Here is a 21,250-nt window from a genome sequence, read left to right on the forward strand (position 1 = left end):
GATTCCGGTGCCCCTCCCCGCGATGCGCGTAGCGGTAGATTCCGGGGGCTGGCGGGTCGTCCCGAGGATCGGTTGGGGTATGGTCCTCATGCCGTCCGCTCGACCGCTCGGGGGTCGACTGACAGAAGCATCCTGAAGTAGTCCACGGTGCTGGCGAGGCCGGACTCGAGGTCGATCCGCGGCCGCCATCCGAGCTCTCCTTCCGCTACAGAAATGTCCGGCTGGCGCTGCTTCGGATCATCTTGCGGAAGCGGCAGGAACTCAATTTCGGATTCGCTCGCTGTAAGTCGCAGAACTGCCTCAGCGAGTTCCAGCATCGTGAACTCTCCGGGGTTCCCAACGTTGACCGGTCCGGTGAACCCAGGCGGAGTGGCCATCAGTCGAACCATTCCGTCGATCAGGTCGTCGACGAAGCAGAACGACCGTGTCTGCGACCCGTCGCCGTAGATCGTAATCGGTTCACCGCGCAGAGCTTGAACGATGAAGTTCGAAACCACGCGACCGTCCGCCGGGTCCATGCGCGGCCCGTAGGTGTTGAAGATCCTCATCACCTTGATGTCAGTCCGGTGCTGCCGGTGGTAATCGAAGAACAGGGTCTCTGCAGCGCGCTTGCCTTCGTCATAGCAGGATCGTGGACCGATGGGGTTCACGCGGCCCCAGTAGGACTCGTCCTGAGGGTGTACCTCCGGATCGCCGTATACCTCGGAGGTAGAGGCCTGGAGGATGGGCACCTTCAGTCGTTTGGCCAGCCCAAGCATGTTGATTGCGCCGATGACGGAGGTCTTGGTCGTCTGCACGGGGTCGCGCTGATAATGAATCGGCGACGCGGGGCACGCAAGGTTGTAGATTCGGTCAACTTCCGCATAGAGCGGAAACGTCACGTCGTGGCGCAGCAACTCGAAGCGTGGATGCTGCAGGAGGTGCACGATGTTGCGCTTCGAGCCCGTGTAGAAGTTGTCGACGCAAAGTACCTCATGCCCGTCGTCGAGCAACCGGTCGACGAGGTGGGAGCCGAGGAACCCGGCACCCCCTGTGACAAGGATTCGCTCGGGCACTGTGAAGTCGGTGGTCTCGCTCAAGTCTGTGCCTCCCAATCGTTACGTTGCATCCTGGCTCGCTCGCTCAGTGCGCGGTTTCGCCGGGCGCTAGAGCTGCCCTGCCTGTCCTCGCCAGAATCGTGATGTCGCCAACGAGCGACCAGTTCTCGACGTAGGAAAGATCCAGGCGGACAGACTCCTCCCACGAGAGCATCGAGCGCCCCGAGACCTGCCACAGACCGGTCATGCCCGGCTTCGCGAGAAAGCGGCGATGCACATGATCCGCGTACTGCTCGACCTCCGACGGGAGCGGCGGGCGCGGGCCGACGAGGGACATGGAGCCGCCGATCACGTTGTACAGCTGCGGCAACTCGTCGAGGCTGTACTTGCGCATTATCCTGCCGATCGAGGTGATGCGCGGGTCGTTCTTCATCTTGAACAGCACCTCGTTGCCAGCGTCCCGCTGCTTGTCCTTGAGGTCCTCGAGGAGGTCCTCGGCGTTGTCGACCATCGACCGGAACTTGAACATCGTGAACTCGCGGCCTTGGTAGCCGACGCGCACCTGCTTGAACAGGATCGGGCCCGGGCCGGACAGGCGAACCGAGATAGCAAGGAACGCCAGGACCGGACTGATCAGGACGGTCCCCGCTGTCGTGATCACGACATCCATCGACCGCTTAAGGAACCGTTGACCAACGCTGAACCTCGGCGTCTCGACGTGGATCAGGGGCAGACCGGAAACAGGCCGGGTATGAATGCGTGGGCCCGCGATGTCAATGATGCTCGGTGCCAGTACGAGGTGCTGCTGGCCGGCAACGAGATTCCACGAGATCTGCTTGACCTTGTGCGGGGGCAGTTCGTCGGTGCTGGAAACGGCGACGGTATCGGCACCTGTGATCGCGATGGCCTGTTCGATCGCGTTGACGTTGCCCATGATCGGGATGTCGGTCCCGTCGATCGTGGCGGCGACGCGGCCTGTCGGGACACAGGCGCCGACGACGCGGTATCCGGCGCTGGGAGTGCGCGCGAGTTCGTGCGCGATCTCGCGGACCGACGCATCTGAGCCCACCAGTAGCACCTTGGCGGAGTACCTGCCGATGTGGCGCTGTGAGATGAGCCACTGCCGCCACAACCAGCGCTCGAAGAGCAGTACGGAGATGCCAAGCGGCAGGCTGATCAGCAGGAAGCCGCGCGCGACATCGACCCGGAAGAGGAACGCACCGATCGCGATCACGCCGAACAGCCGGATGCTCGCGTCCACGATGCGCACATACTCGGTATTGCCAGATCCCATGATGCGGTCGCTGCGTGAGTCCGACAGGCTCAGGACCCACATCCAGAGCACGATCAGGGCCGCCGAGAACATCCAGTAGGAGATGTCGCTCAGGCGATGGTCCTCGCGCATCGAGACCTGAGCATTGCCGAGACCGAACCATGCGATCTGCGTGCCATAGACGACCCATATCAGCGTGAGCAGGTCGCTGATCCACAGGCGCCGCGCGAAGCGCTTGCGCCACCCATCGGGGGGCACGGCAAGACGAGGTTCGTTCGTCGCCGCGGACGGGGCAGATGACACTCCAGGGTCGAGCTCGTTGTCTGTCTGAGCGGTTGCCGGGTCGGACCGCGACGTCGGTGTCGCGTCGACCTTCTCAAGGCTCGACGTCACGTAATGGCCCTTCCCCCATGTAGCCCCGCACGCAGGTTAGCGGCGTCGTGTGACGCGCGCGTGACGGGAACCTGACAGCACATGGCCTGCCGATCATTGGGAGTGAGCGAAGTGGACAGCCAGTTTGGCACTCAACGTCTCATCACAGTCGATGGTCGCGGGGATGCTGAGGCTTTCCTGAGCGATGGCGAAGGTCTGGCCGTCCTGGTCACCCGGTGCGCGCATAGGACCCGCTCGAGGAACCTACTCAGGTGCGAGACCTACGCGGTTGCGCCGGACATCGGCGATGGTCAGGCGAGCGCCGCTCGCACGACCCGCTCCACCTCGTCGAGGGCCGGCACCAGCTGGTTCGCGCTGCTGACGTAGGTCTGCCATGAGTGGCCGAACGGGTCGGTTACGTCGTCGTCGGTCTGCGACTTCGGCGGTGGGGCGATGCCGCGCCGCGTGGCGACGAGGGCTGCGGCGGCGCGAACGCGGGACGCGGCGTCCGTTCCGGCGGTCGTCGCGGCCTCGATGATCTCGGCGTCGGAGAGGTCAGCGGCGAGCCGCGCGAACTCGCGCACCGTGAAGGTCGAGCGGAGGCGGGTGGGGGCGAGTTCGGCGATGACGCGGCGATGATTGCGGCTCATCGCGAGGATGAGATCGGGAGACTTGAGCATGTGCTCGGTCAGGAACCGTGAGCGGTGCTGCGTGGCGATGTCTGCAGGCACACCGAGCTGGTCGGCGAGGGAGACCGACTCGGGTGTCATCGGGGCGCGGGCGAGACCCCGTGTGCCGGCGCTCGAGACGGTCGGGTGCAGGTCCATCAGGCGCGTGCGCAGCAGGAGCTCCGCGAGCGGAGAACGGCAGATGTTGCCCGTGCAGACAGTGAGGATCTCGACCAAGAGTGCTCCGTGACGTGATTCGGATCGCGCGGGAGGGCGGTAGCGTATGGCGCGTGCCGACCCACTCTACCGACGAGCTCGATGAGCCCGTCGGCGTGCGGGACGGTGGGATCGAGGGCGAGCAGGCCGACCTGGCCAGGTTTCGCGATCCTGACGCCGCGGGGGCGCCGGAGGCGGCCGGCTACGGGCCGGATTCGGATGCTGAACCCGCGGAGGAGACGCCGACCCGGCGTTCACGCTCGATGAGTTCGCGCCGAACCGACTGGCGCCTCGGCGGGCGCACGACGTCCCGATGGCGGGAGTTGGTGCTCGGGGTCGCGATCCTCGCGCTCGGCGCCGGCGTCCTGATCGGGGCCGGGGCGGAACGGCTGCTGCCTGCATCCGTATCGGGGTTCGTCGCCACGGGTGTGCTGTGGGTCGCGATGGGCGGCACCGTCCTGTGGGCGTTCCTGCGCTCGCGGCCGGCATACTTGCTGCGGTTCTCGCCGAAGGACCTCGTGTGGGGGCTCGGGCTGGGGCTCATCGTGCGCACGTGCCAGGGGTGGATCGACGTCGCCACCGGGGGAACCGGCGCGCTGCCGTCGTACCCGACCATCGGCGGGGCGCTGCCCGACGGGTGGGTCTTCACCGACCTGATCGCCCCGGTGGTCGTGGCGCCGGTGCTCGAGGAGTTTTTCTTCCGCGCGGTCGTGCTCGTGTCGCTCTACACGATCCTGCGGCGACCGTTCGGCAAGCTCGTCGCGGGGCTCGCGGCCGGGCTGGTGAGCACCGGTCTGTTCGTGCTCGGGCACTGGCTGGTCGGCGCGAACGGCGCGGGGGAGGTGCTGTCGGTCGCGGTGCTCGGTGTGGTGTGTTCGGCGCTGGTGCTCCTGACGGGGCGCATCTGGGGTGCGGTGCTGGTGCACGTCGTGTACAACGCGAGCTTCGTGGTGCTGGCACTTGCGGGGACGTGGCTGGGGTAGATCGGCGACCCCCGGGACTGTCCCTCGCGAGCATCGCGCCGCTACTGTTCATCGCATCGCTCTCGGAAGGCAGCGGACAGGGGTTGCGCGCGATGACGGATTCACCGACCGACCGACTCTGGTGCCCCGAAGGCTGGCGTCGCGACATCTTCGAGCACGACGGGCGGACCCACGTCTTCTACGAGGCCGAGCACGAGAAGCATCCGCCGTCGCGCCCGGCAGTGCTCCTCTTGCACGAGCTGCCCGGGATCGACAGGCACCTTGAGAGGCTCGCGAACACGCTGTCGGCGGACTTCCGGGTCTTCGTCCCCTCGATCCTGGGCAGGGACGGCGATCCGGGCTTCATCGGCAGTGCGCGCGAGGTCTGCGTGCGACGCGAGGTGCACATGTTCGGAAGCGGCGCCGCCAGCCGATCCACCGGATGGCTGAAGGCGTTCGCCGCGCAGCACCTCGCCCCGCAGGGCCGGTACGGCGTGATCGGGATGTGCTTCAGCGGTGGGTACGCGCTCGCGCTCGCCGTGGACGAAGCCGTCGCCGCGGCCGTCGTGGCTCAGCACGCGGCACCGCTGTTCCCGGTCGGAGGGCTGGGACTGTCTCAGGACGACCGCGACGCGCTGGAGGAGCATCCCGATCTGCGGGTCCGTGCGTACCGGTTCGGATGCGACGCGATGGCGCCGGCCTCCAAGGCGGCCGCGGCGAAGAAGCTGCTGAAGGACCGCATCGTCGTGACGACCCTCGCCAAGCCCCGGTGGCGCTCCCACTCCACGCTGACCGGGCCGGATGCGAGCGACCGCGCGATCGCCGAGGTGCGGGAGTTTCTCGCGGAGCGGCTGGGGGATGGGCCCGCCTGACGAGTGCACAGGGTCAGCGAGGCGATCTCACCGATGATGGCCAGACGCTCGCGCGGAGGGGCCGCGGGATGCAGACGGCGGACCCTCGGCGTCACGGATTACTGCGATCGTCCATCGCTGGTTCGAACGCTGCGCTGAACGCGGCGACCGCGGTGAGGGCTTGCTCCAGCCAGCCGAAGTCCTGCTCGTCTCTGTCGAACACGAGAGCGAGGTCGAGCATGACGTCGACGTCGGCGGTCCCCTGATGTGCGACGGCGCCCGGCGCGATGACATCGGGCACCAGCCCGCCGATCACGACGATCTCGCGCCAATGCTCCCCTGTGGCATCGAGGAGTGCGGCCAGTGCAGTCTCAGCACGTGCGCGCGCCTCGCGAGATCGCGGCTGCTCGGTCATGGATCAGAAGCCGATCGCGTGCGTGCGCAGGTGGTCGGCGAGATCCTCGCCCCGGACGCCCTCGGTGAGTACATCGGCGTAGACGCGTACCGGCGAGGCGATTGTGAGCCCGTCGTGTCGCGACGACTCGCCCAGGATACTCGGCCCAGCCACCGACACGCCCACGCGGCTCGGACGCGCGACGGGTGTCAGCCCGGCCTCGCGCAGCGCGTCGGGCTGAATGTGCTCGTCGCGTGTGTAGCAGCGGACGGATGTCACGGCAGTCGCAAATGGGGCCAGCAGGCCTGCGGCGTAGCCGCCCGTGATAGCGATCCGGCCGAGTGCATCCTCCAGTCGGCGGGCGATCACATCGAGGTCGTCGCTCAGCGTGTGGAACCACGCGATGGCGGTCCGGTGGTCGCGCTGATACGCCGCCCAGCTGTCCAGCATGTCCGACGGGTCGATCCACACGCGCCGGGACCCGTCGCGATGCGCTTCTGCTGCGATCCCGGTCCACTGCGAGGCATCGAACATCCGCAGAGCACGCGAGACGGTGCCGAACGAACGGCCGGTTCGAGCAGACAGATCCTCCACGCGGGGGACCCGCTCGCCGCCGTGGATGCGATCGGCGAGACATACTTCGGCGACTTCTGAGACGGCCGCAGTCCATGTCTGCGGGGATGGCGCGAGTGGAGCGGGTTTGGGCGGAACCTCCTGCCGGTCCACCCAGATCGGGCCGAGTCGAAGGGATGCGGAGCCCGTCATCGAGACCCAGCTGACGCCAAGAGAGGACAGCAGTTCCCGGGAACCCTCGGAGAACTCCTTCGCCACGACGACGAGTTCTGCCTCGCGGCCCGGCGGGCGCTCGCCCAGGGCGCGCTTGACGTCACGGGGGTAGCCCGCCCCCGCCCACGTGATGTCGATCGGCACCCTGTGCGCGGCGAATCCGACCATGAAGTCGGCCTCGGGGGCGAACCACTCCGTCATCTCGGCGCCCGGTGGAAGCACACGCCGGATGGCGGCAGCCGCCATCTCTTCATTTGCTCGCACAGTTTCACTGTACAGTGAAATGCAGGGTTTGGTGGAAATAGTCGGTGACCGTCGTCACCGAGCCCGTCGCTGACGGACCCACCTACGCCGACCGCGCGAGGTACTTCTTGATGCAGTGCACGACGCCCTGGCGCTCGGCGAACGAGCTGAAGTCGGCGAGCCGGTGCACGGTGAAGCCGCGTGAGGTCCACCACTGCTCCATCTCGTCGTCGATCGGGGCGAGATCGGGGTTCGAGGCGCCGTAGGTGGGCATGTAGACGTGCTTGCCCACGCTCTCGCTGTTCTCGACGAGGCAGTTGTTCCAGGTGATGTGATGCCAGTCGCGCACATGGATGACATCGTCGGCCGCCGCGCCGAGGCGGCGCAGCTCGGCCGCCGCGAGCCGCAGGTCCTCAGAGTCGCGCTTGGCGGCAGCCTCGTCGACCTCAGACAGAGTTCGCGTTTCGACGAAGGTCGGGCGGTGCACGAGCGGGTTGCGACTGACGGTCATGCCGGCCGATGCAAGCGCCCCCGCGATCGCGTCGTACACATCGTCGAGCGCGTAGGGGGACACGGTGCCGAGCACCTCGTCCGCAAGGCGCGGACTGCCGACGGTCACCTCGTACGCACCGTCTTCGCCACGCCCGAGGAGTGTCACGAACATGTCGATGTGGAAGATCGGCTGGAACGCACCGACGCCGCCCGACGGGGCGTCGAGCGTGTACCCGCGCTCGGACCGCGTCGCATAGTACTCCCGCAGCGGGATCGGCCGGGACGTCCCCAGCGTCAGCAGCTCGCGGTTGGCATCGAGGTACTGGTTGAACAGGTTCCGAAGCGTCTCAGCGATGGATTGACCGGGCGCCTTCACCGGCGGGCGCGGTGAGTCCAACAGTTCCGCCGACTCGGCCACGTAGTCGCGCCCGAGCAGCCAGAACGAGTCGCCGATCAGGATGTTGCCGCCCTGGAAGATGAGCGGCGCCTGGCTCGCGGGGATGCCCGCGAAGTCCTGCACGTACTGGGCGATCAGCGCGTCCCCGGAACGCGCGAACGTCCACGGCTCCATGAGGATCGTCTGCGGGGAGTCGCTGTCCTGCAGAGCGACGTAGGCGTCCTCTGCCCAATCGGTCAAGGAGACGTACCCGGGGACGGGAACGAACGTCACCTGGTCGAGGTGATGGCCGGCGGCCGTGAACCAGCCGGAGATCAGGTCGAGTTCGTCTTGGTGCACGACGACGAAGCGCGTGCCGCGGCGCAACTCGCCGATGACCGATCGGTATCCCTGCGCGAACTCGGGGCGCGTGACGGCCCAGTCCGGCAGCACGAGCAGGATCTCGGCGATCGCGCCGTCGGCGCTCGGAATCAGCGATGGCTCCTGCAGTCCGGGTCGTGAGACTTGCAGTGCCCGGGCGCCGTCGAAGAGCATCCTTGCCCGTGGCTCGGATGGTGCATCCCTCTCGGTTCTCCGGTGCTCCGGGCCGTCCGGCACGAGAAGTCGATACAAGATCTCGTCGCGCATATCGCCCCCGCCTTCGCGTCGACAATGACCGAATCTGCGCTCAAGCTACAGCCAACCGTGCGGTCGGTCCATAGGCCGACGGAAGAAGAGTTCCGCCTGCCGAGCTGCAACGCGCATACCTATGGCGTGCGGCCAGCCGGAGGGTGTATTGATTGCTCATGGATGGCCTGTCTTGCTCGTGGTCCGTGGAGGACTTCGAAGCGTTTGCGATCTACACCGGCGAGAGCCGGCACATCCGAGTCATCGGCACGGGAACGTGCCCCACGACCGGATTCGAAGTGGGGATCGAGGTGACCAATGGCGGGATCAATCCGACGCCGGGGCGCCTGCATCTCGCACTGACCGAGGTCGAGCCCGCCGTCGGCGGCGCCGCCCTCACCCCCGTCGGAGTGCAGGACTTCTTCGATGTCGGTCAAGACATCACCGAGGTCGCGATCCGCCATGTCGGTGTCATCCCGGTGTCGGAGCCAGGCTGACCCGAAGCGTGCATCGTAGGACGAGTTCGCCCATTGCGCGCGGACGATGCAGCGCCGCCCGTGAATGAACGCGAGCGGCCTGCACGTCTTTGCTGATGCTCAGGGCGCCGGCGCCCGGGTGTCGTAGCCGGTGCGGGTCGGGACGCGCCCGTAGCCGTCGGTGCGGAACGCGGCGATCGACGCGACCACACCCGCGAGGGAGAGGACTCCCAGCAGAACCAGAATGAACACGGCACCGCTCCTTTCGCCGAATGCGTTGACGTGCGTCCAGGCAAGCGCAGGCCACGGCGGATGTCGCGGGCCAATCCGGCGCCCGTGGATCGGGGTGTGCGGGCCAATCGGCATCCGGCGGCTTGCATCGCGTGCCGAGAACTCCAGCGGTGTCAGGATGCGGCGGCTCGGCTATGCTCGCTCCACACGCGCGGCGAGGTCGCGGCGCCCGATATCGGGGAGGCCGCATGACCGAGGACACGGGGCGAGCGACGCCCGTGCAGCGCGGGGACGAGCCCGCCGGGATCGTCGTGCCGCCGCGGCCGCCGCTGCCGGTTCGCGCCGCTGCGGTGCCTCCACGGCCGCCGATGCCCGTGCCGGCGCCGACCGTCGGGGCCCGACCGTCCGCGGCCGGGAAGGTGGATGCCGCGGCCCGCGCGGCCGCGGGACCCCGTGCGTGGGACATCCGCCGCATCGCGACGTGGGACGTCCGCCGCATCGCGACGTGGGACGTCCGGCGCATCGCGATGTGGGCGCTCGCCGCCTACGCGATCGCGCTCGTGCTGATCGCGGTATGGCCGACCCCGGTCGACCAGGGCGCGCGGCCGTGGATCGATGCCGTCGGCCGCGTGATCCCTCCCGTCACGATCAACCGGGTCGAGTTCGCCGCGAACATCCTCTACTTCGTGCCGCTCGGGGCCCTGCTGGCACTGCTGCTCACCCGGCGCTACCTGATCGTGCCGATCGCGGTCGTGACGACGGTGTCGATCGAGTCGGTGCAGGCGCTGCTGCTGGCGGCGCGCGTGCCGAGCGTGCTCGACATCGTCGCGAACGTCACCGGCGCGTGTGTGGGACTGCTGATCGTCGAGGGCGCGGAGTGGTGGCGGCGGCGGACGCCTTCAGATTGACGATCGAAGTCTCTTCAGATTGACAACTGCTGCGCCGATCCGTCTCTCCTGCAGGCATGGATTCGCGGCGGTGACGCGGATGAGGCTGCGTCACCGCCGCGAAGTATGGTCGGCCGGCCGCTCGGATCAGTCGTATCCGAGGATCACGACGGCCGAGGTCGCGAGCGCCGGCTGAGGGCTCTCGGCGACAGGGCGCGCATCGCCCGCCGAGACGGGGCGGCTCGGGTTAGCGCGGAGCGTGCCCGGCGCTGCCGTCATGGGGCCGGAGACGCGCGGGGTCACGCGCTCAGCAGCTCCTGCTCCGCGTCCTGCTGCGCGGCATCCGCAAGGGCGGCGTCGAGGCGTGCCTCGGCGGCTTCGAGCTCCTTGATCCAGACCGGCAGCAGCCAGTCCATGCGGCCGCTGGGGGTCTCGCCGGCGAACACGGTCTCGCTCAGGCGCTCGCCCAGGGCGGCGCGGGCGAGCACGAGCTTCGCGATCGTCTGGGCGCCGAGGCCGTAGTTGTGCGGGGCGCCGCCGCGGGGGCTGCACATGCCCGAGTAGTAGAAGTTGTCGGCGTCGGCCGAGATGAGACCGCCGACGATGCGGGCGGGGAATCCGCCGATCTCGCTCACGACGCCCTCGGGCGCGAAGGGCACCGGAGCGCGGTAGCCGGTCGCCCAGATGATGGTGTCGACCTTCTCGACCGATCCGTCGGTGAAGTGAACCAGGTCGCCGGCGAACCGCGCGATCTCGGGGACGGCGCGCACGCGACCGCGCTGTGCCCAGTAGGGGATGAGCGTGCTGAAGGTCGGCGGCGTCGAGGCCCAGTCGTCGTTCGCGGGCTCGGGGAAACCGTATGAGCTCGGCACGCCGACCGTCGCCTTCACCAGGAAGCGGTTGAAGTCGTCGAGGGTGCCGAAGGGCACGTGCTTGAGGAAGTCGAGGTTGCCGCGGGGCGTGCCGAAGAACGACTGCGGCACGAACCACGTGCCCGACCGCAGCGACATCATGGCGCTGCGGCCCGACGCGATCGCGTCGGTGACCATGTCGCACGCCGAGTTGCCCGATCCGACGACGAGCACACGCTCGCCTTCGAAGTCGTCCTGATTGCGGTACTGCGACGTGTGCAGCTGCTTGCCGGTGAAGGTGCCCGGGTACTCGGGGATGCGGGCTGCCCGCAGGTGGCCGTGCGCGGCGACGAGGACGTCGAAGTGCTCGACGGTGCCGTCGGCGAGCTCGACCGACCAGCCGTCGGTGCCGCCGTTGATCGGCGTCGTGGCGACGACCTCGGTGTTGAACGAGATGTACTGGCGCAGGCCTGCCGCGTCGGCGAACCAGCGGATGTACTGCCGGTACTGCTCGCCGGTCGGGAACTGGGGGTAGGACTCGGGCATCGGGTAGCCGCGGAACGACGTCGCCTCGCGCGGCGTGAGCAGCTGGACCGAGTCGTACACATCCGCCCAGACGCCGATGACGTCGTCGGTGCGCTCGTATGCCTGCACCTCGCAGCCTGCATCCACCAGCTCGCGGATGGCGACCAGTCCGGTCACACCCGCTCCGACCACGCAGACGCGGATCCTTGCCGTCATTTCGGTCTCTACTTTCTCGCACACAACGATTGCCTGCCTCGACGCTAACCAGCGCGTGGCTCAGGAGTCAAATTATTTTAGATAGTGACTCAATGCTTTACAGGGCGTAACACCGCGTTCACAATCATTGGCTTTCATCTTTTTGATAGTCACCAGTGGGCGTGCGGTCGCGGGACCTCCGCGCGAGCGCGCCCCTCACCGGAGAAGACGGAGACAGGATGCAGCAGCAGGACTTGCAGGGGAGGGTGATCGTCGTCACCGGCGGCGCTCGCGGAGCCGGCAGGGCGATCTGCGAGCGTGCCGCGGCGGCGGGCGCCAGAGTCGTGGTCGCCGACCTCGACGAGGCCGGTGCGGTCGAGACCGCGCGGCGGATCACGGATGCCGGTGGCGAGGCTCGCGGCATCCGCGTCGATGTCGCCGACCAGCAGTCCTTCAGGGCCGCGTTCGACCTCGCCGAGCAGGAGTGGGAGCGCGTCGACGGCGTCGTCAACAACGCCGGGCTCATGGTCGTGGGCGCGATCGACGAGGTGTCGGTCGAGGACTTCGACCGGGCGATGGGGGTGAACGCGCGCGGTGCGTTCCTCGGAGCCAAGCTGGCGGTGGAGCGCTTCCGGCGTCACGGCGGGGGTTCCATCGTGAACATCACGTCCATCTCGGGCGAAGTCGGGCTCGCCGGGCAGGTGGCCTACTGCGCATCGAAGGGCGCCGTGAAGATGCTGACGAAGCAGCTGGCGGTCGACCTGGCCGGCGAAGGCATCCGCTGCAACGCGGTCTCGCCGGGGTCGATCGGCGGCGAGTTCCTCGACGGGTACCTCGCCGGGCTCCCCGACCCCGAAGCCGCTCGGGACGGCATCCTCTCGTCGCATCCGATGGGGCGGGCGTGCGCGCCCGAGGAGATCGCCGAGCCGGTCGTCTTCCTGCTGTCCGACCGCGCGTCCTTCATCACCGGCGCGGTGCTGGCCGCCGACGGCGGGTACACCGCGCAATAGCCGCGGGACGACGAGGGGCGGGAGCGCGCATGATGTGCTCCCGCCCCTCGTGTCGCGTGACGCGGCTCGGTGCCGGTCAGAGGACCTTCGCGAAGAAGTCGCGCGTGCGCTCGTGCCTGGGGGAGTCGGTGAGCGACTCGACGGTGCCCTCTTCGAGGATCCGCCCCTTCTCCATGAAGACCGCGCGCGCCGACACCTCGCGGGCGAACCCGATCTCGTGGGTGACGATGACCATGGTGGTGCCCTGCTCGGCGAGCTTCTGCATCACCTGCAGCACTTCGCCGACGAACTCCGGGTCCAGCGCCGAGGTCGGCTCGTCGAACAGCACGACCTCGGGGCGCATCGCCAGCGCGCGCGCGATCGCGACGCGCTGCTGCTGGCCGCCCGACAGCTCGTGCGGCATCGAGTCGGCCTTGTGGAGGAGCCCGACCGAGTCCAGCAGCTCGCGCGCGTACGCCACGGCCTCGGCCTTGGGCACCCGCGCGATCCTGGTCGGCGCCTCGATCACGTTCTCGAGCGCGCTCATGTGCGGGAACAGGTTGAACGACTGGAACACCATGCCGATCCGCTGTCGCTGGCGCGCGATGAGGCGTGGCGGGAGCTCCATGAGCGAGTCCCCGACCCGGCGGTAGCCGAGCAGCTCGTCGTCCAGGAAGACCGCACCCGAGTTGGGCTTCTCCAGGTGGTTCAGGCAGCGCAGGAGCGTCGTCTTGCCCGCGCCGGACGGGCCGAGCAGGCAGACGATGTCGCCCTTGTTCACGGTGAGGTTGACGTGGTCGAGGACGGTGTCGTCACCGAATCGCTTCGTCACGCCCACCGCTTCGAGAAGAGTCTCAGGCATTCGAGGTCACCTCCGAGCTCAGGACGGCCTTCTGCTTCTTCTTGCGGTCGAAGCCGAGCCGGCGCTCGATCATGCTCTGGGCGACGCTCAGGATGCTGACCAGCAGCAGGTACCAGAGGCACGCCACCAGGAGGAGGGCGATGACCTCGTAGTTCTGCGCGTAGATGGACTGCGCCGTGTAGAGCAGATCGGAGACGCCGATGTACGAGACGAGCGACGTGTTCTTGAGCATGTTGATCGTGTTGTTGCTCAGCGGCGGCACCGCGATCCGCATCGCCTGCGGCAGCACGATGCGCCAGTACATGCGGGTGGAGCCCATGCCGAGCGCCTTGGCCGCCTCGAACTGCCCCGTGGGGACGCTCTTGATCGACGCGCGGAAGATCTCGGAGGCGTACGCGCCCTCGTTCGCGCCGAAGGCGACGACGGCGGCGAGGAACGGCGAGATGACGGCGTTCGTATCGACGCCGATGATCATCGGAAGTCCCGGCAGCCCGATGCCGAGTTCGGGGTAGAGCAGGGCGATGTTGTTGACCAGGATCAGGATCACCAGCACCGGGACGGCGCGGAAGAACCACACCCACACGGTGGCGAGGGTCTGCAGGATCCTGCTGTCCGACAGGCGCATGAGGGCGATGACGAGACCGCTCGAGAACCCGAGCAGAAGCGACAGCGCGGTGATCTGGATGGTGACCACGACACCGTCGAGGATGCGCTTGTTGAACAGGTAGCGGCCGACGATGCTCCAGTCGACCGCCTCGTTGATCGCGAGGCTCCAGATGAACAGCGCCGCGGCGACGACCGCGACGGTTGCAGCGACGTACCGACCGTAGGCCGGCCTCGGCCGAGTGTTGAGCTCGGCCAAGGCCAGCCGCTTCGCATCGGTCGTCCCCGTTTCGAGGACTGCCATGGAAGGCTCCTTAGATGGTTGCTTCGGGGTTGAGGACCGGGTCGCCCTCGATGCCCGACTCGGTCAGGCCGTACTTGTCGAGCAGCTCGGCGTAGACGCCGTCGGACACCAGCAGGGTCAGGGCCTCCTGGATGACCGGCGCGAGCACCTGCTCCTGGGTCTGCAGGAACGAGTAGCCCGAGTCCGACAGCGTCATGCGGCTGGGGCCGTTGAACGCGAAGTCGGCGCCGGCGTCGCCGCTCTGGAAGTACCCGAACGTCATGGTGTCGACGATCATGCCCTCGACGTTCTCGCTCTGGACCGCGAGGACGTTCGAGGCGAAGTCCTTGTACTCGGTGAGACCGACCGGCTCGAGGCCGGCGGCCTCGCACTCGGGGTCGATCGCCGTCTGGACGTAGTCGCTGATGAGCTCGCCGGTGACGACGCCCATCGAGGTGCCGCACAGGGCGGTGACATCGTCGCCGAGCGCCGGGGCGCTCGCGAGCGTCGCGACGCTGTACGACGAGGTGAGGTACGAGAGCATGTCGTACTTCTCGAGGCGCTCGTTCTTGATGGTGGTGTCGCCGACGAAGTCGTAGGTGCCCGACTCGAGTCCGAGGATCAGGTTCTCGAAGGTCACGGGCTCGACGGTGATCTCGACGCCGAGGACGTCCGAGATCGCGGCGAGCAGGTCCTGGTCGAAGCCGACGACGTCGCCCTCGTCGGTGGTGTAGGTCAGCGGGGCGATGTCGGCCTGGGTCGCGACGGTGATGCCGTCGGCGAACTCCTCGGGCACGCTGTCGAGCAGTGCGCCCTGATCGGCGGCGGGGACGATGGACTCCTCGGCCGCCTCGCTCGCGGTGCTCGCGCAGCCTGCGAGTGCGAGAGTCGCGACGCCCGCGACGCCCAGTGCGGTCCAGGCTCGCCGGGTGAAGCGAGTGTGGATGGTGCTCATGCCGTGTCTCCTGTTCGATGCTTCGACCCGGGGATGAGAGGGAGGTCGGGTAATCCCCGTGTCAGGGTCATTTGAACAAAAGCTAATGACCGAACAGGTGTGCTGCAACGTGAGATGACCACTTGCGGCGACTGTTTTCAGGATGGAAACATGATCGAAATAGCTTTTGAGACTGACGGCGATGTGCTGGGTACTGCGGGGCTAGCGTGAGCCCAGCACTTCTGACGCCGTCAGAGAGCATCGAGCCACGTGTGGTGTTCCACAGGCGGGTCGTCGGGATCAGGATCGAAGCTATATTGACAACCTGAGCGAATCCGGCGTGCGGCAGTCGGTGGACGCGGGAGAGGATCACTATCCATATGTTGTTTGAGACTGACGTACGAGCCGCGTTCGGTGTCATCACCCAGCTCATGAACTCCTCGGCGCGCCGCTCCGGCGAGTACGAGCTGCTCGACGACCCGGCGACGCTCGATGCGATCGTGGCCGACAATGCCCTGTCCTATTCGCCCGAGCGCACGCGCGCCGAGGACGTCGAGATCAGGCTTCTGCGCAGCAGGCTCGAGGAGTTCCTCCGCCACGACGATGAGCAGGAGCGCCTGGATCTCGTCAATGCGCTGCTCATCTCGGCCGGCAGCACGCCGCAGCTCGCAACGCATGAGGGCGACGAAGCCCCCCACTTCCACTACACGATGGACGACGCGTCGTTCTCGTCGAAGCTCACCGCGCTGACGGCGATCGGTCTCGCGCGCCTGCTCACCACGCGCGAGACGGACCGCTTCCGCACGTGCGACGGCGACGGCTGCGACAAGGTCTTCATCGACGTCTCGAAGAACGCATCCCGCCGGTACTGCGACAGCCAGACGTGCGGCAACCGGCTGCACGCCGCGCGCTATCGCGCCCGCCGGCAGCAGGTCGGGGCGGCGGCGGGGGCGGCATCCGGCGAATGACGCGCGCGGCGTCGGCCTGCCGGGGCGGTTCGGTCTGCGACGGCGGTTGACGGGCGGGCTGCGGACACCGCACTCCGGTTGGCGCGGGACTCGCTAGAGTCGCTTCTGTGGAGACCCGGGCCACGGCCGTTCCGGTGACGCGTGCGCGCGCTGAATACGTCGACCGCGCCCGCGGTGCGGCCATCGCGCTGGTGCTGTTCTCGCACGCGATGCACATGCTCGGCGGATGGGCGGCGCCAGCGCCGGACGGGCTGTGGGATGCCCTCCTCGTCGTCGTCCGCGCAGGGACGCCGACGTTCCTCGTGATCTTCGGCGTCGCCGTCGAACTGGTGCACGTGCGCCGGTGGCAGGCGGGCGAGAAGGTCCAGGTGCGCCGGGCGCTGCTCAAGCGAGCGCTGCAGTGCTACGGCGGGTACGCGCTCGTCGCGCTGGCGGGGGTCCTCGCCGGCGGGCTGGCGTGGTCGGATCTCCTGCGCCGACTCACCCTGCGCCAAGCGGTCCCGTTCGGCGCCATCCTCGCGTTCTACGCGTTCGCGTGCCTCGCATGCTTGGTGCTCATCCCGCTGCGCAACCGGATCGGCCCGCTCGGGGTGCTGCTCGTGTGCCTGTCGTGGTGGCCGATCGCCGAACTCATCGACTCGATGATCGACCGCAACTCGCGCTTCCTGTCGACCGTGTTCGGCATCGGCTTCGGCGCCGGGCCGTCGATGTTCCACGGGCTCGCGCTCGTCGCGGCGGGCATGGTGATCGGGCAGGTCGTGAGCGCGAAGCTGCGCGGAGAGGTTCCGCGGCGCGTCGTGCTCGAGGCCGGCGGTCTGATCGTCGCGGCACTCGTCGCCGCCGTCGTCCTCGTTGCCCAGCGCGGCGTCGGCGAGACGATCGCCGGCTGGATCGACATCTCGGTGCTGCGGCAGACCAACCACTGGGGATACTTCGTGCTCGGGTTCCTCGCCGCGATGACCGTGCTGGGGCTCTGCTACGTGGTCGTCGAGAAGTGGGGCATCACGCGCGGGCGGCCGCCGGGACCCTTCGGCAGCTCCTCGCTGCTGGCGTTCGCCGGCGGGAATGCCGCGCTGGTGCTGCTGCATCCGCTTCTCACGACGCTCGACCCGGTCTCGGCCGTGATCGCCTCGGTGGTGTTCGTCGTCGCGGTGTGGGCGGCGATCACGGCGGGGCGGACCGTCAGGGCGCGACGCGATCGCGCACGAGCACCGGATGCCCGGCGCCCAGCCGATCGTTCCCCGGCCGTTCCGTGATCCGCGCCCGAAGCGTGCTGCCCGCCTCGCTGTCGCGCAGGCGGCCGCGCTCGCGCAGGATCGGCATGACGAGGCGACCGAAGTCCTCGAGGTCGCTGGGCGGGAAGACCGGCTCGATGAGGAAGCCGTCGAGGTCGGTGTCGGCGATGAGACTCTCGATCTGGTCCGCGACCTGCGCCGCATCGCCGACGATGCGGAAGCCGCGGGTGCCGCGGCCGCGCAGCTGATCCAGGATCTCGCGCACCGTGGGGGCGTCGTCGCCGAGGAATCGGTCGATGTTGCTCGTGCCCATCTGGCCGATCGGGCCGCCCGCGTCGAGCACCTGGTGGAGCGTGCGGTCGGGGTCCAGGGCGAGCAGGTCGATGCCGGTGTTCCCCGCGTACAGCGACGCGACGATCTCGTCGGTCTGCATGGCGTCGAACTCGGCCTCGTACGCGCGCGCCTGCTCCTCGGTGTCGGCGACGAACACGGTGAGCCCGGCCATGAGCTTCAGCGCCTGCGGATCGCGCCCCGCTTCGGCGGCGAGACGGCGGATGTCGGCCACCGCGGCGCCGGTCCGCGCGGGGGTCGTCGCCTGCACGAACACGCACTCCGCGTGGTTCGCTGCGAACGCGCGGCCGGCGGGCGAGGTGCCCGCCTGGAACAGGACGGGAGTGCGCTGCGGCGACGGGGGAGCGCCGAAGTAGCCGCGCGACCGGTAGTGCTCCCCGTCGTAGACGATGCGGTGGATGCCGTCGCGCCGGGCGTACAGCCCCGACTCGCGATCGGCGACGCGGGCGTCGTCGTCCCATGCCTGCTCCCAGAACCGGCACGCCAGCTCGACGTATTCGGCCGCCATCGCGTAGCGGGTGTCGTGGGCGACCATCTCGGTGTGCCCGAACAGGTCGGCGACGGCGTTCTGCGACGCGCCCGTGACGATGTTCCAGCCGATGCGGCCGCCCGTGAGGTGGTCGAGCGTCGAGAAGCGGCGCGCCATCTGCGCGGGGTGGTCGAGTCCCGTGGACTGCGTCACGACGAACCCGAGCGTGTCGGTGTGCTGCGCCAGGATCGGGATGACGAACGCCGGGTCCACCCCCGAGAAGTTGATGCCCTTCTCGACCGCCACCGGGTCGACGTCGCCGTCGATCATCGGGTAGCCGTACCCGTCGGCGAAGAAGAGGAAGTCGAACCCGGTGTCCTCGAGCACGCGGGCGATGCGGATCCAGTGCTGCGGATCGAGGAAGTCGATGCTGCTGCTGCGCGGATGCGGCCAGCTGTACGTGCCGCCCACCTGGGGTGCGGTGACTTCGAAGACGCCGAAGTGGAGGGTCTTGGGGGCCGCGTCGGTCGGCTCGGGGGCGGCGGTGTGCATCTGCGGGCTCCGTCTCTGTTCGGATCTGCGCTCGCGCTCCACGCGACGGCCCTGGCGAACGGAGCGAGCACGTCAACCGTAGGCGCGGCCTGTTTCGGCGAGGTGACGAGGGGCGCAGACCAGCTAGAGGCGGCGAGCGGCGCGGACCAGCTTGTCGGCCGCACTGCGCGCCTCGGTGACCCGCGTGGCCGACATCGGTGCGACACCGTATGCGGACTCGCTCTTTCTGCTGAGCAGCCGCTGAAGCGGTGGCACGAGTGAGGGATCGGCTCGCCGGAGGAGACCGATCGCGTCGGCGTGGTTCTCGGACTTCGAGTACTCGCCCAGTCGCGCGCAGCAGACGACATCGGACGCGGCGATGCCGGCGAGCACGTAGAGGGACAGCACGGCGTTCGAGCCGTCGTCGAGCTCGCGGAGATCTTCTGCGGACTGCCAGAATTCCTCGGCTCGCGCCTGGCGACCCGCCCGCTCCACGGGGGAGCACGTGACAGTTCGCTTCGCGCGTGGAGTCATGCCGCGTGCCCCGCCCGACCCGCTCGCTCGAGCCAGTCTTCTCGACCGGCAAAGACGACCGCGTCCCGCACGATGTTGCGGAGGAACTCGGAGTCACGTCGGGCGGCAGCTTCGCTCTCGTCCATGTCGACGATCCGGGCGTCGTTCCCGGTCCATTGCGTCACCTGCGACGTCAGCTGGGCGAGTCGGGAAGTCCACTGATCGTCGCCCACCCCCGGGGGGCGGACGAGCAGCAGATCGATGTCGCTGTCTGCGTGCATCTCGCCACGGGCGGCGGAACCATAGATCGCTCCGAAGACGGGCGGCTCAGGCCAAGCCGCGACCGTCGTGCGCAGGCGCTCGAGAAACCTCGAACGCAGTCCGGCCAGATCGCGAATCGCGCCTGCGGCGAGGTGCTCGCGATTGAGAGAGAAGAGCTGAGTCCTGCCCACGACCTGACGCGTCACGATCCCTTGGGTCGTCAGACGTTCCAGCGATCGGCGGATCCCTGCCGGCGACCGCGCGCCGATGACGGCGACCAGCTGCGGGACAGTGAGGCCGGACGTCGTCGACGCCAACGCATTAAGCACCTCGCCGTCGACACCGGCGGTGACGACGGCGAGCGGATGCTGGAGCTCCATGCGTAGAATCATAGCGTTGAACACACAAAAATGTGCTTGAACGCAGAAAAGTGCTACTGCAGAGCAAGGGTCGGACCTCAGTAGAGCGGTGCGCGCCCCCGCGCCAGTCGCTCGACGTGACTCCCGGTCAGCCGGCTAGCTGATCCAGCTCCCGCAGGTGTCGGTACCCGCCCTTGAAGAAGAGGAGCGGCTCGCGCTGGTGCCACTCGGCGGGGCTCATCTCGACGACCTTGCCGATCACGATCAGGTGGTCTCCGGCCTCGTGCTCGGCCCAGATCTCGCAGTCGACCCACATGAGGGTGTCGGCGATGATCGGGTTGCCCGACGCGGCGGGCTGCCAGTCGATGCCGGCCCACTTGTCGGTGCCCTTGCGGGCGAACTGGTTCGAGATGCGGTCCTGGTCGTGCGCGAGCACGTTGACGGCGAACTTGCCGTCGGCGGCGATGCGCGGATAGGTCGTCGACGTCTTCATGACGCTGAACGAGACCAGCGGCGGGTCGATCGAGACCGAGTAGAACGACTGGCACGTGAAGCCGATCGGCTCGTCGCCTTCGAGGCCCGAGACGATGGTGATGCCCGAGGCGTAGTGGCCGAGGGTGTCGCGGAAGAGGCGGGCGTCGATGGGTGTGGGCGGGGTGACGGACTGCGACATATGTGTTCCTCCTTATCTGTGTTGATGCAATCGGTCAGACGTGAGCGGGTGTCGTCGTCGCCGCGTGGACCTTGGCGAGCCCGGCGAGGTTCGCGGTGTACTCCGCCACGGCGGTGTCGACGACCTCCTCGAGCTTGTCCATCTGGCTCAGCGACAGGTAGAACCCGCGACCGGGCACGGTCGCGCCGAGTTCCACCAGCAGCGGAGACAGCGTGAAGGTCGGACCCATGGCGTGGACGAAGTCCGCGCCGGTGTGCAGCGGGATCGCGGTGACCCCCGCCAGGCCGTTCGCCGGATACCGGTCGAGGAAGGCTTTGAGCAGACCTGTGTAGGTCGCCTTGTACGTCGGCGAGGCAAACACGACCAGGTCGCTCTCAGCGACGGCCGCGTTCATCGCCGCCATCTTCTCCGAGGGCCACGCGAAGATCTCGTCGGTGTGATCGGCGAGATCGATGACCTCGAGCTCGTACGCGCCCGGCGTCAGGAGCTTCGCGACGAGAAGCTCCGCGACCTTGCGCGTGCGCGACGCCGGCTTGGGATTGCCGACCACGACCATGACTTTCAACGACATCTGCTGCTCACATCCGTACCGATTGACAGGGAACGGAGATGTCGCGAGTCCACGTAGCTCTGGGCTGTGGAGCACACGACTCCTCCACACGCCGCCAGGTTCTTTTGGCCCGGAGCGCCCACAACGGCTTACGCTGCACGGCCCAGTATGCCCCACGCGTGTTTCGGGCGTGTGAAGGGGGCGGAT

General features: G+C 68.0%; 24 protein-coding genes. 7 read left to right on the forward strand and 17 right to left on the reverse strand.

Annotated features, from left to right (window positions below):
- Positions 1 to 86: 86 nt before the first annotated feature.
- From HD594_RS06960 to HD594_RS06970, 3 genes are all read right to left on the reverse strand, one after another.
- A complete protein-coding gene (locus HD594_RS06960; RefSeq protein ID WP_221446572.1) occupies positions 87 to 1,079 on the reverse strand; it encodes a UDP-glucuronic acid decarboxylase family protein in 993 nt (330 codons plus the stop codon).
- A 43-nt stretch (positions 1,080 to 1,122) separates the two neighbouring features.
- Positions 1,123 to 2,703 carry a sugar transferase gene (locus HD594_RS06965; RefSeq protein WP_184750253.1) on the reverse strand — a complete coding sequence of 527 codons (1,581 nt, stop codon included), beginning with the start codon at positions 2,701 to 2,703 and terminating at the stop codon, positions 1,123 to 1,125.
- A gap of 290 nt (positions 2,704 to 2,993) precedes the next feature.
- Complete coding sequence (locus HD594_RS06970) at positions 2,994 to 3,587, reverse strand: arsenate reductase/protein-tyrosine-phosphatase family protein (RefSeq protein WP_184750254.1); 594 nt, start codon at positions 3,585 to 3,587, stop codon at positions 2,994 to 2,996.
- Between the two features lie 53 nt (positions 3,588 to 3,640).
- On the opposite strand from HD594_RS06970, the gene HD594_RS17840 reads away from it, so the two are divergent.
- A complete protein-coding gene (locus tag HD594_RS17840) occupies positions 3,641 to 4,549 on the forward strand; it encodes a CPBP family intramembrane glutamic endopeptidase (RefSeq protein ID WP_184750255.1) in 909 nt (302 codons plus the stop codon).
- Between the two features lie 92 nt (positions 4,550 to 4,641).
- Positions 4,642 to 5,400, forward strand: coding sequence for a dienelactone hydrolase family protein (locus tag HD594_RS06980; protein ID WP_184750256.1), 759 nt, complete (start codon positions 4,642 to 4,644; stop codon positions 5,398 to 5,400).
- Between the two features lie 91 nt (positions 5,401 to 5,491).
- Here HD594_RS06980 and HD594_RS06985 read toward each other — a convergent pair whose 3' ends face one another.
- The 3 genes from HD594_RS06985 to HD594_RS06995 form a co-directional block, all read right to left on the reverse strand.
- On the reverse strand, positions 5,492 to 5,794 hold the full coding sequence (locus HD594_RS06985) for a hypothetical protein (protein WP_184750257.1): 303 nt from the start codon (positions 5,792 to 5,794) through the stop codon (positions 5,492 to 5,494).
- A gap of 3 nt (positions 5,795 to 5,797) precedes the next feature.
- Positions 5,798 to 6,703, reverse strand: a complete 906-nt coding sequence (locus HD594_RS06990) for a hypothetical protein (RefSeq protein ID WP_184750258.1) — start codon at positions 6,701 to 6,703, stop codon at positions 5,798 to 5,800.
- A 202-nt stretch (positions 6,704 to 6,905) separates the two neighbouring features.
- Entirely contained in the window at positions 6,906 to 8,225 is a 1,320-nt protein-coding gene (locus tag HD594_RS06995) for a hypothetical protein (protein ID WP_184750259.1), read from the reverse strand.
- A 251-nt stretch (positions 8,226 to 8,476) separates the two neighbouring features.
- On the opposite strand from HD594_RS06995, the gene HD594_RS07000 reads away from it, so the two are divergent.
- Complete coding sequence (locus tag HD594_RS07000; RefSeq protein ID WP_184750260.1) at positions 8,477 to 8,794, forward strand: hypothetical protein; 318 nt, start codon at positions 8,477 to 8,479, stop codon at positions 8,792 to 8,794.
- Positions 8,795 to 8,893: 99 nt separating this feature from the next.
- Here the strand turns inward: HD594_RS07000 and HD594_RS17680 are convergent, their stop codons facing one another.
- Positions 8,894 to 9,025, reverse strand: coding sequence for a hypothetical protein (locus tag HD594_RS17680; RefSeq protein ID WP_271171190.1), 132 nt, complete (start codon positions 9,023 to 9,025; stop codon positions 8,894 to 8,896).
- Positions 9,026 to 9,252: 227 nt separating this feature from the next.
- On the opposite strand from HD594_RS17680, the gene HD594_RS17395 reads away from it, so the two are divergent.
- Positions 9,253 to 9,912, forward strand: coding sequence for a VanZ family protein (locus HD594_RS17395; protein WP_246413907.1), 660 nt, complete (start codon positions 9,253 to 9,255; stop codon positions 9,910 to 9,912).
- Positions 9,913 to 10,038: 126 nt separating this feature from the next.
- On the opposite strand, the gene HD594_RS07010 is transcribed toward HD594_RS17395, so the two are convergent.
- Positions 10,039 to 10,194: a hypothetical protein gene (locus HD594_RS07010; protein WP_184750261.1), complete on the reverse strand. Its 156-nt coding sequence runs from the start codon at positions 10,192 to 10,194 to the stop codon at positions 10,039 to 10,041.
- Positions 10,191 to 11,483, reverse strand: a complete 1,293-nt coding sequence (locus tag HD594_RS07015) for a flavin-containing monooxygenase (protein WP_271171189.1) — start codon at positions 11,481 to 11,483, stop codon at positions 10,191 to 10,193. Before HD594_RS07015 ends, HD594_RS07010 begins: the two co-directional genes overlap by 4 nt.
- Before the next feature lie 218 nt (positions 11,484 to 11,701).
- Between HD594_RS07015 and HD594_RS07020 the strand changes: the two genes are divergently transcribed.
- Positions 11,702 to 12,472 (forward strand): SDR family NAD(P)-dependent oxidoreductase, encoded by a 771-nt coding sequence (locus tag HD594_RS07020; RefSeq protein ID WP_184750263.1) that lies wholly within the window; start codon positions 11,702 to 11,704, stop codon positions 12,470 to 12,472.
- A 76-nt stretch (positions 12,473 to 12,548) separates the two neighbouring features.
- Here the strand turns inward: HD594_RS07020 and HD594_RS07025 are convergent, their stop codons facing one another.
- The 3 genes from HD594_RS07025 to HD594_RS07035 are packed head-to-tail and all read right to left on the reverse strand — an operon-like array spanning position 12,549 to position 15,154.
- Entirely contained in the window at positions 12,549 to 13,313 is a 765-nt protein-coding gene (locus HD594_RS07025) for an amino acid ABC transporter ATP-binding protein (protein ID WP_184750264.1), read from the reverse strand.
- Positions 13,306 to 14,220, reverse strand: coding sequence for an amino acid ABC transporter permease (locus HD594_RS07030; protein ID WP_184750265.1), 915 nt, complete (start codon positions 14,218 to 14,220; stop codon positions 13,306 to 13,308). Before HD594_RS07030 ends, HD594_RS07025 begins: the two co-directional genes overlap by 8 nt.
- A 10-nt stretch (positions 14,221 to 14,230) precedes the next feature.
- A complete protein-coding gene (locus tag HD594_RS07035) occupies positions 14,231 to 15,154 on the reverse strand; it encodes a transporter substrate-binding domain-containing protein (protein WP_184750266.1) in 924 nt (307 codons plus the stop codon).
- A 359-nt stretch (positions 15,155 to 15,513) separates the two neighbouring features.
- Between HD594_RS07035 and HD594_RS07040 the strand changes: the two genes are divergently transcribed.
- Together HD594_RS07040 and HD594_RS07045 are read left to right on the forward strand one after the other, a co-directional pair.
- Positions 15,514 to 16,101, forward strand: coding sequence for a CGNR zinc finger domain-containing protein (locus HD594_RS07040; RefSeq protein WP_184750267.1), 588 nt, complete (start codon positions 15,514 to 15,516; stop codon positions 16,099 to 16,101).
- Positions 16,102 to 16,208: 107 nt separating this feature from the next.
- Positions 16,209 to 17,357 carry a heparan-alpha-glucosaminide N-acetyltransferase domain-containing protein gene (locus tag HD594_RS07045; RefSeq protein ID WP_184750268.1) on the forward strand — a complete coding sequence of 383 codons (1,149 nt, stop codon included), beginning with the start codon at positions 16,209 to 16,211 and terminating at the stop codon, positions 17,355 to 17,357.
- Here HD594_RS07045 and HD594_RS07050 read toward each other — a convergent pair.
- The 5 genes from HD594_RS07050 to HD594_RS07070 form a co-directional block, all read right to left on the reverse strand.
- Positions 17,284 to 18,708, reverse strand: coding sequence for an NtaA/DmoA family FMN-dependent monooxygenase (locus HD594_RS07050; protein WP_184750269.1), 1,425 nt, complete (start codon positions 18,706 to 18,708; stop codon positions 17,284 to 17,286). The genes HD594_RS07045 and HD594_RS07050 overlap by 74 nt on opposite strands.
- 123 nt (positions 18,709 to 18,831) lie before the next feature.
- Complete coding sequence (locus tag HD594_RS07055; protein ID WP_184750270.1) at positions 18,832 to 19,221, reverse strand: hypothetical protein; 390 nt, start codon at positions 19,219 to 19,221, stop codon at positions 18,832 to 18,834.
- A complete protein-coding gene (locus HD594_RS07060; protein ID WP_184750271.1) occupies positions 19,218 to 19,841 on the reverse strand; it encodes a nucleotidyltransferase domain-containing protein in 624 nt (207 codons plus the stop codon). The genes HD594_RS07055 and HD594_RS07060 overlap by 4 nt, the downstream gene beginning before the upstream one ends.
- A gap of 127 nt (positions 19,842 to 19,968) precedes the next feature.
- Complete coding sequence (locus HD594_RS07065) at positions 19,969 to 20,493, reverse strand: flavin reductase family protein (RefSeq protein WP_184750272.1); 525 nt, start codon at positions 20,491 to 20,493, stop codon at positions 19,969 to 19,971.
- Positions 20,494 to 20,527: 34 nt separating this feature from the next.
- A complete protein-coding gene (locus HD594_RS07070; protein WP_184750273.1) occupies positions 20,528 to 21,064 on the reverse strand; it encodes an NADPH-dependent FMN reductase in 537 nt (178 codons plus the stop codon).
- Between the last annotated feature and the right edge of the window lie 186 nt (positions 21,065 to 21,250).

The organism is Microbacterium thalassium (genome assembly GCF_014208045.1).
Lineage (GTDB): Bacteria > Actinomycetota > Actinomycetes > Actinomycetales > Microbacteriaceae > Microbacterium > Microbacterium thalassium.